The following is a 17323-nucleotide window of genomic DNA, read 5'->3' on the forward strand; positions in this document are numbered from 1 at the left end:
TGTATTTGAATGTAGTATATAACAAGCCAAAGTGGAGGATTATATTTATATGATTCAATATAAAAGATGTAGTGAAGTAAGTATAGATTTAGTGTATGGAGCTTTTAAGGATGGATTTTCAGATTACATCATTAAAATGGATGTTTCAAAAGAAGATTTTATACAAAGATTTTTTGGACCAGAAGGTAACTCGCTAGAACACTCTTTTCTTGCTTTAGATGGTGACAAATCTGTTGGCATAATACTTGGTGGTATAAAGGTTTATGAAACTATAAAAACAATGCGTTGTGGAACATTAGCTGTTCATCCAGAGTTTCGCGGCATTGGAGTAAGTCAAAAGTTATTTGAGCTACATAAAGAAGAAGCGATACAAAATGAATGCCAGCAACTTTTTCTTGAAGTTATTGTAGGTAATGATAGGGCGATTCAATTTTATAACAAATTAGGTTATGAAAAAGTGTATGATCTTTCTTATTATAATTTAAATGATGTAACTAAATTAACAAATAAAGATAATAAAAATATTGAAGTACAAAGATTAGAATTTCAAACATTTAAACTTGAAATTCAGAAATGGCTTAACTTCCATATAAATTGGCAAAATGATATTGATTACATTGAAAAAACAAATAATACGTATTACGGTGCATATGTTGATAATGATTTAAAAGGCTCTGTATGTGTAAATGAACAAGGTAAAATTAGTTATATTTTCGTAGATAAAGATTATAGAAATATTGGGATTGGGATGAAATTATTACAAGTAGCAAGAGTAGAATCGAATTTATCAAGTTTATCTATTAGTTTTCCAAACAACAGTTTACTGGAAGGGTTTTTAAAGAAATCTGGGTTTAAAAAGAATTCTTTAGCACAATATGAAATGTATTTATTGTTATAAAAAGCGGAAGGAATTATTCTTTGCGCTTTTTATTTTTTCACTATGAGCGTAAAATATTTCTCATATATAATCCGTGAATAAGTCCCAACATACTATATGTGGAGGTCTTTTTATTAGAAGGTTATTTATAAAGTGACAGTAAAATAACGAGAGATTACATATTGAATTAGAAACGAGGAAGCAGGTTAGAAATTATAAAACTGTTCCAGAAAGCAGTGGATAGTTTTTTGGAAATTAGATTTTTTTGAAAATAAAAAGGCGGTTGTTTCCGCAACCACCTTTCAGTAAAACAAAGCACTTTTTCAGAAATAAATTATGGATGATTCTAAAAAAAATTATAGGATATAATCCCATTTTTATAACCGAAGTGACGAGCTTAATTTATAAGAAAGGAATGACTATATTATATGAAAATTTGTGTATAATGGTTAGAAAGAAAAGAGCAGCTAGCAAAAGGTAGCTGCTCCATTAAAGACATATGCTTAAGAAATGAGTTGTTTACAGTATTGATTGAATAGTAAGGTTTATCGAGAGGAGAGGGATTATATAAATTAAATTATGATAGTCGATATTCTCCATATTGACCAGAAAAAAACTAAAAATTCTAGTGAAATTCCAAGCGTTCTTTTCTCAGGTTTTTGAATTTCTTTTATTAGATAACCTACAGCACTAATTGCTATAAGTATGAAAAGAATGAGTTCTAATGTTTCTGGCATTATATCTACTCCTAATTATATATTTAATTTATTATATAACAATTAAAAGATTATTTGAAGATTAAAAGTAAGGATTGAAAAGTTTGAATTTGTTTCTTCTTTCGTTATCTTTTTAAATGTCACTTTCATAATAATATTTTATTTTGTAAAATATTATTATTTTATGTAGAATAGATAGGATGGGAGGGAATGAAATGAATTATGGTTTAAAGTTTAAGATTCTTGAATTACAATGTTTTATTCAAAAGACTTATTCTGATATTAAAACAGCATGTGATATTGCTATTTATCAAGAAAACACTTCTAAATATTTAATTTCATTAGGATTTTTAAATAAATCATATATGACTTATATAGAAGCAAAAAGATTTTATCGTGAAAATGACGAGCTTGTAAGTGTAGAATTTGATAATTTCTTTGATGCGTATGATAAATTAGAGCACGAATTAAAACAAGTTATTTCAAGAGAAGATAAAAATCCTTCATTGCTACATAGCAAATTTGATCAGTTTCAACAGAAAATTGAAAATATAAATGACCTAATAAAAGTTTTGGAAAATGCTCGTTAATAAATTATTTTTCTTTGTTACATAGAAATTATACATTATAAACATTTTTGGGATAATATGTATTGCGAATCTATTGTAAGAAGGTGACTTTTGTTGATTACAGAAGTCACCTTTTTATAATATGCTTTATATCTGTAATTAATATATTGTGTTACACAATTCACTTTTATATGACTTCATTTATTGATGAAAATTAAAATAGAAAGATCTGAAAATAGAAACCTACTAGGGCTTATTTGCTATGATAACCTTAGAAAACTCAAACTGGATCTTTAAAAAAAAGAGAATTTACACGTGAAATTTAATTTATCGAACCTTATATATATCTATAAAAAAGTTCATTAAAAGCAGTGATTTTCTCTAGAATAACTATATTTAAATAATGAATTAACGTCATTAAATTATGCGATTTTGTTTAATTTTATATGCTTTTTATTTTCTTTTTTTGATACGAATGAATAGTATAATTTTTAACAGTTTTATATTTTAGGAAATTATAAGAGGTAAATATCATGAAAAATAAAAAAGAAATAGCTATAGTTGCATTAACAACAGGATTGGCTTTAACAGCTGTAGCGCCATACGGAATAGGTCATGCAGAGGAAACAGATCAACTACAAGTTCAAATGAAGGAGGAATCGTTCCGCTCAGGTGAACTTACTCAACCGTCACAAAAGACACCAGAAAATGTAGTAAAGGATGCACTTAAGGAGAAAACAGAACAAGCGCTTTCTCCAAAGCAAGTCAATGGAGAAACAGGAGTAGATTATAAAGTCTTTCAAAAACGTGGTTCGTATGATGGGACTACACTCGTACGTATGCAGCAAACATACGAAGGAAAAGAAGTATATGGCCATCAATTAACTGCACACGTAGATAATAAGGGTGTTATTAAAAGTGTTTCAGGCGATAGCGCGCAAAATTTAAAACAAGAAGATTTGAAAAAGCCTATTAAGCTATCAAAAGAAGAAGCCAAACAATATATTTATACGAAGTACGGGAGCGATATCAAGTTCATTTCTGAACCAGAAGTTAAGGAAGTTATTTTTGTGGATGAAAATAATGGACAAGCTTCAAATGCATATCAAGTTACATTTGCTGCTGCAACACCAAGCTATGTATCTGGAACTTATTTAGTGAATGCCGATAATGGTGAAATGTTGAAAAATATGGTACAAGAATCAGGTTTAAAAGTAAGTGAAGAGCATGTTGAACCTTTAAAGGAAAGTAGAAAAAACAATTTCGTATCACTAACTGGAACAGGAAAAGATGATTTAGCTATAACTCGCACTTTTGGTATTTCTGAACAAAGTAATGGGAAATATGCTCTTGCTGATTACACAAGAGGGCAAGGAATTGAGACATATGATGTAAATTATAGAGATATTACAAATGAAGAAAAATATTATCCTGGTATATTAGTAACTAGCACTTCACCAACATTTACTGATCCAAAGGCGGTAAGTGCTCATTTTTTAGCAACAAAGGTATATGATTTTTATAAAGATAAATACAAGCGTAATAGTTTTGATAATAAGGGAAAAAAAGTAGTATCAGTTGTACATGCATGGGATTCTGGAGGAACAAATAACCCTAAAAATTGGGAGAATGCATTTAGTGCTAATATTAATAATATTAGTATGCTTATATATGGTGACCCCATGGTGAAAGCGTTCGATATAGTGGGCCATGAATTTACACATGCGGTTACCTCTAGCGAATCTAACCTTGAATTTTTCGGAGAATCTGGTGCAATTAACGAAGCGTTATCTGATATTATGGGAACGGCTATTGAGAAATACATAAATAACGGGGAATTTAACTGGACAACAGGAGAACAAACTGGATCGGTTTTCCGTAATATGAAAAATCCATCTTCAATCAATTATTCAAATGGAGTACCATATCCAGATGATTATAGTAAATATAATGATTTAAATGGAGAGGATAATGGAGGCATTCATTTCAACTCAAGTATTATTAATAAAGTTGCGTATTTAATTGCTCAAGGTGGTACTCATAATGGTGTAACTGTAAATGGTATTGGTGAAGATAAAATGTTTGATATTTTCTACTATGCAAATACTGATGAATTGAACATGACTTCTAATTTCTCAGAATTGAGATTAGCGTGCCTTAAAGTTGCAACAAACAAATATGGAGCGAACTCAATTGAGGTTCAAGCGGTCCAAAAAGCTTTTGATGCAGCAAAAATTAAGGGAGCAGTGAAAGAAAACGAAAAAACTGCCGAAAACCAAGTCCCAGAGTTAACTGTACCGTCTACAATTACACTACGTGTAGGTGATACGTTTGACCCGATGAGAAATGTAACAGCTGCTGATAAAGAAGATGGTGATTTAACAAATAGAGTACAGCATAAAGGCGATGTAGATACATCTAAACCAGGTAAATACATTGTGAACTACTTGGTTGTCGATTCCCAAGGGGGGAATGCAACGGATACGCAGACTGTAATTGTAGAGAAAAATGAAGAAATATTAGATATAGAGCCTAAATTAACAGCGCCTATTGGAGTGACTATTAATGTAGGAGATTCATTTGTTCCGATGACAGAAGTATTAGCTATTGATAAAGAAGATGGCGATCTTACTTCTAAAGTAAAAGTTGGTGGTAAAGTAGATACATCTAAAGCTGGTACTTACGCATTAACATACACAGTTACAGACTCTAAAGGTCATGAAGTAACTGCGAAACAAACTGTAACGGTTAAAGTTAGAGAAGAAGTTAAAAATGACAACCCAATACTAAAAGTACCTGCTACAACTACAATTAATGAGAATGATCAATTTGACCCAATGGTAGGAGTATCAGCTACTAATAAAAAGAACGATGACCTTACTTCTAAAGTAAAAGTTGATGGTAAAGTAGATACATCTAAAGCTGATACTTATGAAATAATATATAGTGTCAAAGATTCCGTAGGTAATGAGGTAAAGGCAATACAAAAAGTACTAGTGAAAGATAAAGAGACTAGCAAAGCTAATGGTCTTGCTAGTAATAGTAATATATCAAACAATAGTAATTATGATAAAAAAGAATATACATATAAAGAGCTTCCAAAAACGGGTGCAAGTACAACTAACAGTGCAATAATGGGCATGTTGATGGTTATTGCAGCAACAGTACTCACTTTGGTTCGTAAATGTAGAAAGATACAAAAATAATGGCAGGCATAGGCATCATTCGTTTGAAGAAAAGAATTCATAATCCAGAAAAAATAAAGTGAAAAATAAGTAAAACAAAAAAGGCAGTTTGTCTTAAGTGTAAATTATATTATCGGTACCGAAGGGCGAATGTCACTAACTGAAAAATAGTTTGGCTTTTTTTTACACACAATAATGTTTAGATGAAGTTATTACTTACTAAGATGTTAGTAGTTAAGTGGTACATTTGGCTTCCATAAAACTTTGCACTTGGATGTGATTCTGTCTACAGAAATATATTACGTAAAAAACACGTTACTATTCTCATTAAAAATAGTAACGTGTTTTTGTTGTTTAAAAATAGCCTGAATCGTAAAGTTCATGAATGTTAGAGTAGTTTTAAATAGCCATTCATTAATTACTGAAAACACTTTGTATTAATGGAAGTTTCACCTATATGACAACATGAGATTTCCTGTATTTACCAGGCGTTTCGTTAGTGAATTTTTTAAAAATTTTAGTGAAGTAGCTTTGATCAGTAAAATTGAGTGAAGCACAGATGTCAGATAAGGAATAGGTTGTAAAAGTTAATAATTTCTTTGCTTCTTCGATTCGTTCACGCTGAATATATTCACTTAATGAAATACCAACTTCTTTTTTAAATAATATAGATAAATAATCCGAATTCACGTTTGAAAATGTAGCAAGTTGTTTAACAGATATTGGATTGTAAATATTTTTGAAAATGTAGTTTTTGCAAATAGCAATAGTTTGTGAATATTGCTGTGTTTTTTGTGCCTTCACACGGTCTGCAAAAGTACAGAAAACATTTTTTAATAAATGCCAAACAGATTCTTTGTCTTTTAAATTTTCTGTTCTTTGGATGTGTAGATCATAAATCTTGTAAGCAATCCCAGATGGAAGCCCTCCTTTTATCGCATATCTAGTAGCAAGTGTAATGGATGAAATACAAATGTTTTTATGTCTTCTTAATTGATGGAATGAAGATAAGGATGAAAGAATCTCTTGTTGAAATACATAATAATATTTGAGTACTGTTTCTTTATCCCCGTTTTCTATAGCTCCAAGTAGTTGTTGCTCTAAATAAAAATTATGACAGAAAGATTCGTTTTTTTGCATTGAAATATATACATTTTCGTTTAAGATACTGCTAGGACTTACATGAAATGAGTCACTGTTATTGGCAAAGGTACTTACATTTGAAATTTTTTTATAAAGAATGTTATGGAACAAAATCGCCATATTTACAAAGAAATATTGATCTTTGAGTGACAATGAAAAGTAATAGTCTCTTGTTTTTTTATAATTCGCCATAAAATGAAAGCTGCTATCCGTTTCGTTTTTAGAAAAGCTTACATCTGTTACAGGTCCAATAATAACAGTGCCGTTCACCATATAATCGCTCTTTATGTGAATTAAAATGAAGTGCCCTAGATGTTGGTGAGTCCTGAAGATGGGAGAATTATATGAATCATTTCTCTGATAAAGCATATGTAACTGTTCTATTTTTGATGTATACAATGAAAGTGAATCATTTTTTGATGTAAAAGCTAAAAGAATATTTTTGTTGCAATCTAAAAAACAAACTGGAACTTCAAAAGATTGGAAAAACATATTGCAAATGTACTCTATCTCAACTAGACTGAGCTTTTTAGTCATATTCTTCCTCCTTACAGTTGTGCGTGATAGTTGAATAAACACATATTCCTTTTTTCATAAGTAGAAACGGAAAAACTTTATCAATAAAAATTATAAACTTCTAAGAATAATACCATAATTTAACATGAATAGCACATATTATTTGAATATACAGGTAACAGTTTTGGGAAGTAGCATAAAATATGAATCATCACACTTATTTGCTAGTTACGCTAACATGTATCAAAAAATGTTTATGATTGGATTCAAATAGAGATAAGAGGGGGAGATTAACGAATTGACGCTAAGTAATTAGTAAAAAATAGCGACGAAAGCTACTATGCAACAATAACTATTATTTTGAAGTAGAGACATAAGTGAAATGTAGGAGAGAAAATTACATATATCATACGGGGAGACAACGTAATAGTAGAAATAAGAACAGTGAATCAGTGATTGTAAACAATGGGGTATTGAGACAACTATGTTTTATGTTATTCGTTCAAGGCTAATACTTTGTACACAATTGCACCTTTAGATGGTAATAGTAAAAAATAGATTTTTAAAATGATAGAAGTAGTAAAGGGGATAATAGAGAAATGAAAAAAATATTAAGTGTGCTTCTAGTTGTTTTCTTAACGTTTTCAGCGTGGTCTAGTGTATTAGTAAAGGCAGCTTCACCAACCAAAGGTTCTTTAACGATTCATAAGTATGAACAAGAAAAAGAAGGAACAACAGGAGTAGAAGGTGATGGTTCCGCAAATCAAGAGGTGCCAACAAATGCGAAACCGTTAAAAGGTGTAACGTTTGAAGTAAAAAAGGTTGCATCGTTTGAAAAAATTTCAAATGATGGGAAAATCGTGAAAGAAGCTGTGAAACCTGTAACGGGGGCAACTCCATCTCAAGTAGTAACTGATGATAACGGACAAGCTGTATTAAAAGATCTTCCGCTAGGACGTTATGAAGTGAAAGAGGTGGCAGGCCCTCCACATGTTAACCTAAATCCAAATACGTATACAGTAGATATTCCATTAACGAATAAAGAGGGTAAGGTGTTAAACTATGATGTTCATATGTATCCAAAAAATGAGATTAAACGCGGTGCAGTTGATTTAATAAAAACTGGTGCAAACGATAAAGCATTAGCGGGTGCAGCATTCTCTGTATTTAAAAAAGATGGAACAGAAGTGAAAAAAGATTTAGTAACGGATGCTAATGGTCATATTCGTGTGCAAGGATTAGAGTATGGAGAATACTATTTCCAAGAAACAAAAGCTCCGAAAGGCTATGTAATAGATCCAACTAAACGCGAGTTTTTTATTAAGAACTCAGGAACAATTAATGAAGATGGAACAATTACTTCTGGTACAGTAGTTAAAGTAGAATTGAAAAACTATGAAGAACCAACTATTGATAAAAAGATTAATGGTAATTTGGAAGCGTTACCAATAAATCCGTTAACTAATTACAATTATGATATTAAAACATTAATTCCAGAAGACATTAAAGAATACAAAAAATATGTGGTAACAGATACTTTGGACAATCGATTAGTGATGCAAGGAAAGCCAATCGTGAAGATTGATGGAGCGGAAGTAAATGCAAGCGTTGTAGATGTAGCTGTAGAAGGTCAAAAAGTAACAGCTACAGTAAAAGATTTTACAAAATTAGATGGTAAAAAAGAATTTCATTTACAAATTAAATCACAAGTAAAAGAAGGAGTACCATCTAGTTCGGAAATTTTAAATATAGCAAAAATTGATTTTACAAATAAAAATGATGTAATTGGAGAAAAAGAATCTAAACCAGTAGTTGTTGTTCCGACAACTGGAATTATTGAGTTATCAAAAATTGATGGTGATAATAAGAAGAAATTAAAAGGTGCAGAGTTTGTACTTAAAGATAAAAATGGGAAAATAGTTGTTGTAGCAGGAAAAGAAGTAATAGGTGTATCAGATGAAAATGGTGTTATTAAGTGGTCTAACATTCCATACGGAGACTATCAAATTTTTGAAACAAAAGCACCAACATATACAAAAGAAGATGGTAAAACAGCTTCTTATCAATTATTAAAAGACCCAATTGATGTAAAGGTTAGCGAAAATAATCAAACGGTTAAATTAACGATAGAAAATAATAAAAGTGGATGGATTCTTCCAGTAACCGGTGGTATAGGCACGACTCTTTTTACTGTACTAGGCCTTACGTTAATGGTTACAGCAGCGTTTGTTTTCTTTAGAAAAAAATTTGCTAATAAATAAAGTTCTAGGAACATGTAACCATGTGATGTGAAAAGGGGAGAAGCAAAATGCTTTCCTCTTTTCGATATTTTAGTATATACAGAGGTGGAAATATGAAACGAAATCTTGTTTTAGGAGGTATTTTTCTATTTGGATTAGGTATTTTTTTATATCCTACTATTAGTAATTGGTTGGCGACTCGTGCTCATTATTCTGAGATTAGTTCTTATGATAAGAAGATTAAAGTGCTACAAAAGAAAGAAATTGAACGTAGGGAAAAAGAAGCAGCCGACTATAATAAACAAGTCCAAACTTCCACGCAAACATTTGCAGATCCATTTGCTGAGGAAAATAGTAATCAACAAGCGTATGCCGATGCGTTAAATTTAGGTGATGTAATGGGGTATATTGAAATATCGAAAATTAAAATAAAACTGCCAATCTATCAAGGTACCTCTGAAGAAGCATTGAGTCGGGGGATAGGGCATTTAGATTATTCGTCACTCCCGGTAGGTGGTGAGAATACGCACACTATTTTAACCGGGCATCGTGGTTTACCATCAGCAAAGTTATTTTCAGATTTAGATAAGTTAAGTGAAGGAGATCTTTTTTATATTCACTCTTTAGACAAAATTCTTGCTTATAAAGTTGTTCAAATTAAAGTAGTTTTACCACACGAAACGGACGATTTGAAAATTGTGGAAGATAAAGATTATACAACATTAATTACATGTACGCCTTATGGAGTAAATACAAATAGATTGCTCGTTCGAGGTGAGCGTGTAGAGTTCAACCAGAAAGAAAAACAAGAAATAAGTACAGAGGTATTTATGTTTAATAAGTGGACGGTAATAGTTCCAATCCTATTGTTATGTGCGTTTCTAGTCGTAATTTATAAGAAAAGGTTAACTCGATAGAATGTATTTATTTATCCTGCATTAATGGGCAGTGGGACCGGAAATTCAGAGATAACTAAAGAAGGTATATAGGGGATGAAGTAAATCCTCATTGATAAAAATTTTATTTTATTCGACTATAGAAAAAATACGGTAAAGGTGGGAACAAAGGAATTGAGGCTACGATTAAAGCTGGTAAGTATTCATTTTATTGTTTTGTTAATGTTAAGTGTAAGTTTTGTCGTATATGTACCAAAAGAAGTATATGGATCCACGACAAACTTAGAAGGTCTAGGTGATATATCGCGTTATAATACTTTTGTCTTTGGTAACCATATAGCAGTAGGTGGCGACACTGAAGGAGCAATTGCAGTTCAAGGTGATATGGATGCATCGGGGTATACGATTGTAGGTGCTGCAGCGGGAACATCTAATATAGTAGGTGAAAAATGGGTTGATGGGGGATATCCATCTTTGTTATTGTCTGGAAAATTTAAGAAATCAAGGGAAGAATCTTTTATCATTCAAAACGGAATAGTCGTAATGACAAAAGAGAGTGATCCAGATCGTACAATACAATCTTCTTATGATCGTATTGTTTTTAAAGAAAAACAAGAAATTGATGCGAAATTCAATGAGTTCCGTAACATAGTGAACCAAGTCAATCAAGATGCAGGTCAATATAAAACGAATACCCCAATTCCAAATATGAGTTTTGGCATCGGAAAAGAGATAAACAATCCTAATATTTATGTTTCATCAGAATTGACAGGGAAAATAAATTTAGAAATAAGAGATGTATTTTTACCCAATGCTAAGGACAAAGATTTTATTGTTATGTACTCGGATGCAAGAGAGGTTACATTTAAGAACGGGTCTATTCTATATGACACGAATAATATAGGAAGGGCTACAGATATAATTCCTACATCACAACCCTATTCTCCAGATTCACCGTTTACTGAGCTATATGGGAAAGTGATTTGGGTATTTCCTAATGCGAAAAAAATCACAGCAGAGGGGTATGGTGTTGTTGGAAGTGTATTTGCTCCAAATGCTGTACTAGAAACAAAAGGCGGTTCAATTAATGGCCAAGCATTTGTCGGTGTAGTGAAACAAACTGGTGGATTCGAATTTCACAATTTCAAATTTAACTGGAAACATTGGAACAAGCCTAGTACAGGAAAAATAAAAATAAAAAAAGTAGATAGTAATAATGATGATAAAAAATTAGCAGGAGCAAAGTTTCATATAGAAGATTCAAACGGAAAAGTAGTTGGAGAGTTAATGACAGATGAAAAAGGAGAAACGATATCTAAAGATTTACCAATAGGAAACTATAGCCTAGTGGAAATAGAAGCGCCTAAAGGTTATGAATTATTGAAAGATAAAGTAGCTGTAAAAGTAGAAAAAGATAAAGTAATAGAAATGAAAATAGGAAATAAAAAATTGCCAGATCCAATAGGGAAAATAAAGCTGGTGAAAGTAGACACAAATGATAAAAATAAAAAGCTAGCAGGAGCAAAGTTTCATATAGAAGATTCAAACGGAAAAGTAGTTGGAGAGTTAATGACAGATGAAAAAGGAGAAACGATATCTAAAGATTTACCAATAGGAAACTATAGCCTAGTGGAAATAGAAGCGCCTAAAGGTTATGAATTATTGAAAGATAAAGTAGTTGTAAAAATAGAAAAAGATAAAGTGATAGAAATGAAAATAGGAAATAAGAAATTGCCAGATCCGGGTGGGAAAATTGAAATTGAGAAAGTTGATGACAAGGATATCAATTTAAAAATAAAAGGTGCTGTATTTCAAGTGTTAAATAAAGAAGGGAAAGAAGTTGCTAGATTAACAACAGATGAAAAAGGAAAGGTGATTTCCAGGCAATTAGTACTAGGAAAATATACGATTAAAGAAATAAAAGCACCAAACGGATATATGTTACTTAGAGATCCAATAGAGGTAGAAATTACAGAGGCAGTAAGGACACAAAAAATAACAGTAAAAAATGCGAAGAATAATTGGATGACTCCTAATACTGGTGGCAGCGGTACAACAATTTTTTATGTGTTTGGTATTTTGGTAATGTTTGGTGTGTTATATTTCTCTAAGAAAAATCATGTGTAAATAGTTATGAAAACAGTATATATAATGAACTGTTTTCATAATGTTAGACAGATTTTGCATTAGACAATTTTAATGGCATGAATTCGGTATTGTACCGGGCTCATGCTACTGAATTTCCCCTTAATTCGTTTGTTGTGATAATAATCATTATATTTTTATGACGTTTAACAATTCATTTTTTCGCTAAAGTACCACATAACGGAATAATAGAAAAGTTACATTCGACTGAATGGTTTTATTTAATAAATCCAATTTGCTTCTTAGTTCATTCAGAAACAACTTTAAACTTTTCTTTCATATTAGAGGAGGGATATATGTTTCTTAATTTGTTGAAGCAGGAAAGTTTATAGTAAACATATAATATATTAATAAAACAAAATGTTTACGGGGTGAAAATGATGGTAATAAAACAAGATGAAATTAAAGTAGTAGTTGGAGGTGGAGTGTTTAATAATAATCCAGGATGGATTCAAACGCAAGAAGATGAACTTAATTTACTAGACAATACCACTTGGGAAGAAAGATTTGAATACAATTCCATTTCAGCTATTTTAGCTGAGCATGTATGGGAACATCTTACGTTTGAAGAAGATGTAAAAGCAGCTGAAATTTGTTATGAATTTTTAAAACCATCAGGTCATATTCGATGCGGCGTCCCTGATGCATTTTTTCCGGATGTAACATACCAAAATATAGTTCAAATAGGCGGACCTGGGCCGAAAAAGCATCCTGCTGCAAGTCATAAAATAGTTCATAATTACAAAACATTAACGAAAATGTTTGAAACGGCTGGATTTGAGGTAGTTTTACTTGAGTATTGTGATGAAAATGGTCAATTTTATTACAACGACTGGGATGCGAATGACGGGGTTATTTTCCGTTCGAAAAGGTATGATTCTAGGAATCGAGGCGATAAACTTGGTTTTCCATCGTTAATTGTTGACGCAATTAAAAGATAAGTCATTCGAATAAAGTAGGTATTAGTTCATGAGTCGCAAATGCGGCTTTTTTATTTATAATAAATCAATTTTCAAAATGTCATCTACACATTAAATTAATATTTAGTTGCCATATAGATTTCTTTTATGCATAAATTCGTGTAAAATAAGAACATACATTCTGCGCGAGAGTGAGGGGAATAAATATGTTAGCTGAGATAGAGAAACAATCTAATGGGTATATTGTAAAATTTCAACGCCAATTTCCTTATACGATAGAGGAAGTTTGGTCTGTGTTAACTGAAAACAGTAAGCTTAAAAAATGGATGTCTAATTTGCAGATTGAAAACCTTAAAACAGGTGGAATGATAAAGTTCGATATGATGGATGGTTCATTTTTAAATATCGATATTTTAGAGTGTCAACTAAATGCAGTACTTGAATTCAAATGGGATAAAGATCGTGTCCGATTTGAAATACATAAAGCAGGAAATGGATCCCTATTACTTCTTAAAGAATTCATTCATGAATTAACAGATCATACACCGAAAGATATTGCTGGTTGGCATATTTGTTTAGAACTTTTTTCTTCCGTGTTAGAAGGAAAAGAGAAAGAATTTCCAAAAGATGAGTGGCAACAATGGTTTGAAAAATACAAGGTTAAGATTCATGAACTGAAAGGATAATTACATAATAGGTAATATTCATTATGTAATTATTATATTATGAAAATGATTTTTTAAGAAAATAAGAATAGAGGTTAATATGAAAGTAAATCAATTAATTGCAAATAACATAAATAAATTAGATGCTATCATTCCGTTTAATAAATCACTTGGTATTGCTGGTTTATCTGGATCTGGAAAAACAACTCTTTGTCAAACAATTGGTGAAGAATCAAAGAAGCGTCTAGTTTCCTTATTGCCAAAGGCTGAATATCAATATTTATTTCCTAATATAATGGAGACTAATTTTAGTGCTATTAAGATGGAAGAAATGCCTTTAGTCCTTTTTCTAGGGAAATCATCGATTTCTTCCAATCCGCGCTCGACAATTGGTACTCATACAGGTGTTTTTAAAGAGATTCGTGAAAAACTTGCTGAAGAATTTAATCTATCTCCTGAGGTTTTTTCATTTAATAATCCGCTAGGTTGGTGTGCTGCTTGTAAAGGGCGTGGTACTACTAAAAATATTGAGTGTAAAAAATGTAAAGGAAAACGTTTTAGTGAAGAAGTTGAACAACATACTATTGAGTTATTTGCTACACCACATATAATTTCGGATATTAACGATTTAAGTGTTGAATCTATTCTTTCATTAGCAGAAGAATTAAATATTAGTGAAGCAAAACAACACATTTTACAAAATATTATTAATATGAACATTGGCTATTTAACATTAAATCGAATTATGGGTACGTTGTCAGGTGGAGAATTAACACGACTTTACTTAGCTGAATTCATGGCAGTAAGTGAAAATGCAGTAATTATTATTGATGAGATTTCTGTGGGGCTTGATCACGTAACATTATTACAAATATTAGAAGAAATCAAAAAAATAGGGTGCAAAAATCAAATTTGGCTCATTGATCATTCAGATACAGTACTGGATACAACTGATGAGCAATTATTCTTTGGACCTGGTAGTGGAAAATATGGCGGGAAAATTGTGAAAGAATCACCAAGGCCAAAGCCATTACTATCAGAACGAAATAACGAAATGCCAACAGAATATTATACATTCCATGAATTATATTGTCGAAATATCCAAATGACTAAGTTTCAGATTCCTAAAAATAGACTTGTAACTGTTACAGGGGAATCAGGATGTGGAAAATCTACACTTGTTAATGAATGTATCGCTAAAGATTTTCAAAAGCGATATCCAAAAGACAAACTTGTTATGGTAGGACAAGATCGCAATCAGTCAATTACAAGTCGATCAACCGTTGCTACTTTCCTTGATATTAAAAAGAAACTGACAAAGTATAGTGAAGAAATTGATGATATTTTTGAACGTTCAATTGAGGATATTATTGATGACCTTCCAAATGAAGATATCGCATATAAGCGCTTGAGTTTACTAATCAAATTAGGACTCGGCTATTTAACATTAGAAAGAAAAACACAAACATTATCAACAGGTGAGTTTCAATGTGTTCATTTAGTGTCGGAGTTATTTGCCAACACAAGAAACCCACATACTTTATTTATTTTTGATGAGCCTTCAAAAGGTTTATCACAAAATATTTTAAATCAATTTATAGATAGTGTCAGAGGGATTTTACAAGATGAATCAGTCTCAATCATAATGATTGAACATAATAGTTACATGCTAGAAAGTTCGGATTATATTGTTGATTTTGGGAAAAGACAGCTTGAATCTGTAGAACATCTTGATGTTATTAGTCATAATGATTATTATCGTCAAAAGAGTAGTGTGAAAAAGGCTGCGCAAATACATATTTCTTCAACGCTAAAGCGTAAAGAAGGAATTCACTATGTAAAAGAAAATCATATTAACTATTTTAAAAATGCTGAAAACGTTTATAAGGGTGGTATTTTAAAAAGTTTATCATCAATGGCCCGATTAATTTATGGCGAATATGAATCTGATACAATTGCACCAATAATTGCTATTGATCTTGAAAGACATTTGTATAGTCAATATAGTTTCTTATATGAGATTGGTGGATTAATTAATCAAATTATAGCTTCCCATCCAACCAATAAAGATACGAGAAGTTTTGATTTTTATTCACAGGATAATCACTGTCCGTCTTGTTCAGGTCGCCTTAAGATTGAAATCTTTAATAAAGACATTACAATACAAGATAAAAATGTTCCATTTTGGGATGGTTTATTCGATCCGGAAATCATGAAAGTATTGAAATTTTATCAATATGAAAAAATAGAATTTTTATTTGAAGAAATTAAAAATGAACTCGGTCATGATTTATCAAAGAGCTATAATGATATGTCAGAAGAGGAAAAACATACATTTTGGTACGGGTATTTTGAAAAATCATTTTATGATAAGAAAGGTAAGACACGTAGAACATGGGTAGGATTTAATACGATCATTGGTGGATATATTGTGATTTCTAAAGCAGCTATTAAAGAACAAATTAAGGAATCTAAAGAAATCATGACATGTCCAATTTGTGAGGGGACGGTTTTAAATCATCATAAATCGCTTAAGTTTGGAAACTCAGATATTCGTGAAATAATTAATCAGCCTATGGATGAAGTGTTGAACACAGTTGGTAATTTACCGGCACTCGTTAAATTGAAGTCTATAATAGGTGGAGATATGAGATTGACGGAAGATGTTTCTTTATTGCCAAGAAAAGTACAAGTTGCACTGAAAATGTTCGAATTAGGACAAGCAAATTTTTCAAATTATGAAATAGTGTTACAAAATGTTTTACCATTCTGGGACGAAATTAAAGGGAATATAGAATCCATTAGCGCCAATAATCAAGTAACTATTTGTGATTTTTCTAATGTTTATGAAACAAGAGAAACCATTATAGATCAGTATTTCACAAATGGAAAATATAAAAAACTAACATATGTTTACGAAGCATTTGGTTACAAAAAATTAGTTACACAAATTAATAAAATTAAAAAAAGCAACCCATGTCCATTCTGTAACGGAAAGAAAGTTATAACTGAAGATAACCTACATGATGGCGTGTTTAAATTAACAATTCCATGTGTCACTTGTAATGCAAGTGGTATTAATGATGAAGGGCTTAAAGAAATTGTTGATGGCATAGATGTGCAAACATGGTTAACTGGAACAGTTAGTGATGTTGTGGATGAAAGTTTATTAACGGAGGCTGTTGCACAAATACCGATTTTTAATCGTATTCGTGAGTTGGATAAACGAGATATGATGGCTGTTTATGAATGTTTGGAGATTAATAAGTAAAATTTTATTAGTTTATGTGTTATTAAAACCACTAACTCAATTAATATTTAGCGTGTATTCTTAATGGTAAATGTAATAGCACAGTATGATTATTACGAAATAACGAAAGAAGATCCAATTTCTTAATGTCAAAATTAAGAAGTTGGATTTTTTAGTATTTTTATGTCCCACATACAATAT

The 17323-nt window shown here is 31.1% G+C and carries 11 protein-coding genes and 1 pseudogene; 9 read left to right on the top strand and 3 right to left on the bottom strand.

Translation table 11 applies throughout. The features are described from left to right. The first annotated feature begins 49 nt into the window (after nt 1-49). Entirely contained in the window at nt 50-898 is an 849-nt protein-coding gene (locus DPQ31_RS12500) for a GNAT family N-acetyltransferase (protein WP_087969219.1), read from the top strand. Between the two features lie 551 nt (nt 899-1449). On the opposite strand, the gene DPQ31_RS12505 is transcribed toward DPQ31_RS12500, so the two are convergent. Continuing rightward, the gene (locus tag DPQ31_RS12505) at nt 1450-1614 is read right to left on the bottom strand and encodes a hypothetical protein (RefSeq protein WP_208731976.1); all 165 of its coding nucleotides are present in this window, start codon (nt 1612-1614) and stop codon (nt 1450-1452) included. A gap of 194 nt (nt 1615-1808) precedes the next feature. On the opposite strand from DPQ31_RS12505, the gene DPQ31_RS12510 reads away from it, so the two are divergent. Continuing rightward, complete coding sequence (locus tag DPQ31_RS12510) at nt 1809-2183, top strand: hypothetical protein (RefSeq protein ID WP_001106151.1); 375 nt, start codon at nt 1809-1811, stop codon at nt 2181-2183. A 512-nt stretch (nt 2184-2695) separates the two neighbouring features. Beyond that, nucleotides 2696-5368: a M4 family metallopeptidase gene (locus tag DPQ31_RS12515; RefSeq protein WP_208731977.1), complete on the top strand. Its 2673-nt coding sequence runs from the start codon at nt 2696-2698 to the stop codon at nt 5366-5368. 432 nt (nt 5369-5800) lie between these two features. On the opposite strand, the gene DPQ31_RS12520 is transcribed toward DPQ31_RS12515, so the two are convergent. Beyond that, the gene (locus DPQ31_RS12520) at nt 5801-7027 is read right to left on the bottom strand and encodes an AraC family transcriptional regulator (protein WP_208731978.1); all 1227 of its coding nucleotides are present in this window, start codon (nt 7025-7027) and stop codon (nt 5801-5803) included. A gap of 578 nt (nt 7028-7605) precedes the next feature. Here DPQ31_RS12520 and DPQ31_RS12525 point away from each other — a divergent pair. From DPQ31_RS12525 to DPQ31_RS12535, 3 genes are all read left to right on the top strand, one after another. Further along, complete coding sequence (locus DPQ31_RS12525) at nt 7606-9267, top strand: SpaA isopeptide-forming pilin-related protein (RefSeq protein WP_208731979.1); 1662 nt, start codon at nt 7606-7608, stop codon at nt 9265-9267. Between the two features lie 92 nt (nt 9268-9359). Then, nucleotides 9360-10163 carry a class C sortase gene (locus DPQ31_RS12530; protein ID WP_208731980.1) on the top strand — a complete coding sequence of 268 codons (804 nt, stop codon included), beginning with the start codon at nt 9360-9362 and terminating at the stop codon, nt 10161-10163. 153 nt (nt 10164-10316) lie between these two features. Further along, on the top strand, nt 10317-12269 hold the full coding sequence (locus tag DPQ31_RS12535; RefSeq protein WP_208731981.1) for a SpaA isopeptide-forming pilin-related protein: 1953 nt from the start codon (nt 10317-10319) through the stop codon (nt 12267-12269). 59 nt (nt 12270-12328) lie between these two features. Here the strand turns inward: DPQ31_RS12535 and DPQ31_RS29850 are convergent. After that, nucleotides 12329-12412 (bottom strand): annotated as a pseudogene (locus DPQ31_RS29850) (IS3 family transposase); the annotation flags it as partial. A 252-nt stretch (nt 12413-12664) separates the two neighbouring features. On the opposite strand from DPQ31_RS29850, the gene DPQ31_RS12540 reads away from it, so the two are divergent. The 3 genes from DPQ31_RS12540 to DPQ31_RS12550 all read left to right on the top strand — a co-directional run bounded on the left by DPQ31_RS12540 (nt 12665) and on the right by DPQ31_RS12550 (nt 17143). Then, a complete protein-coding gene (locus tag DPQ31_RS12540; RefSeq protein ID WP_208731982.1) occupies nt 12665-13228 on the top strand; it encodes a class I SAM-dependent methyltransferase in 564 nt (187 codons plus the stop codon). Between the two features lie 185 nt (nt 13229-13413). Continuing rightward, complete coding sequence (locus DPQ31_RS12545; protein ID WP_000879008.1) at nt 13414-13893, top strand: SRPBCC family protein; 480 nt, start codon at nt 13414-13416, stop codon at nt 13891-13893. A gap of 79 nt (nt 13894-13972) precedes the next feature. Beyond that, entirely contained in the window at nt 13973-17143 is a 3171-nt protein-coding gene (locus tag DPQ31_RS12550) for an ATP-binding cassette domain-containing protein (protein WP_097958532.1), read from the top strand. The last annotated feature ends 180 nt before the right edge of the window (nt 17144-17323 follow it).

The sequence above is a fragment of the Bacillus sp. COPE52 genome, assembly GCF_003355115.1.
Lineage (GTDB): Bacteria > Bacillota > Bacilli > Bacillales > Bacillaceae_G > Bacillus_A > Bacillus_A toyonensis.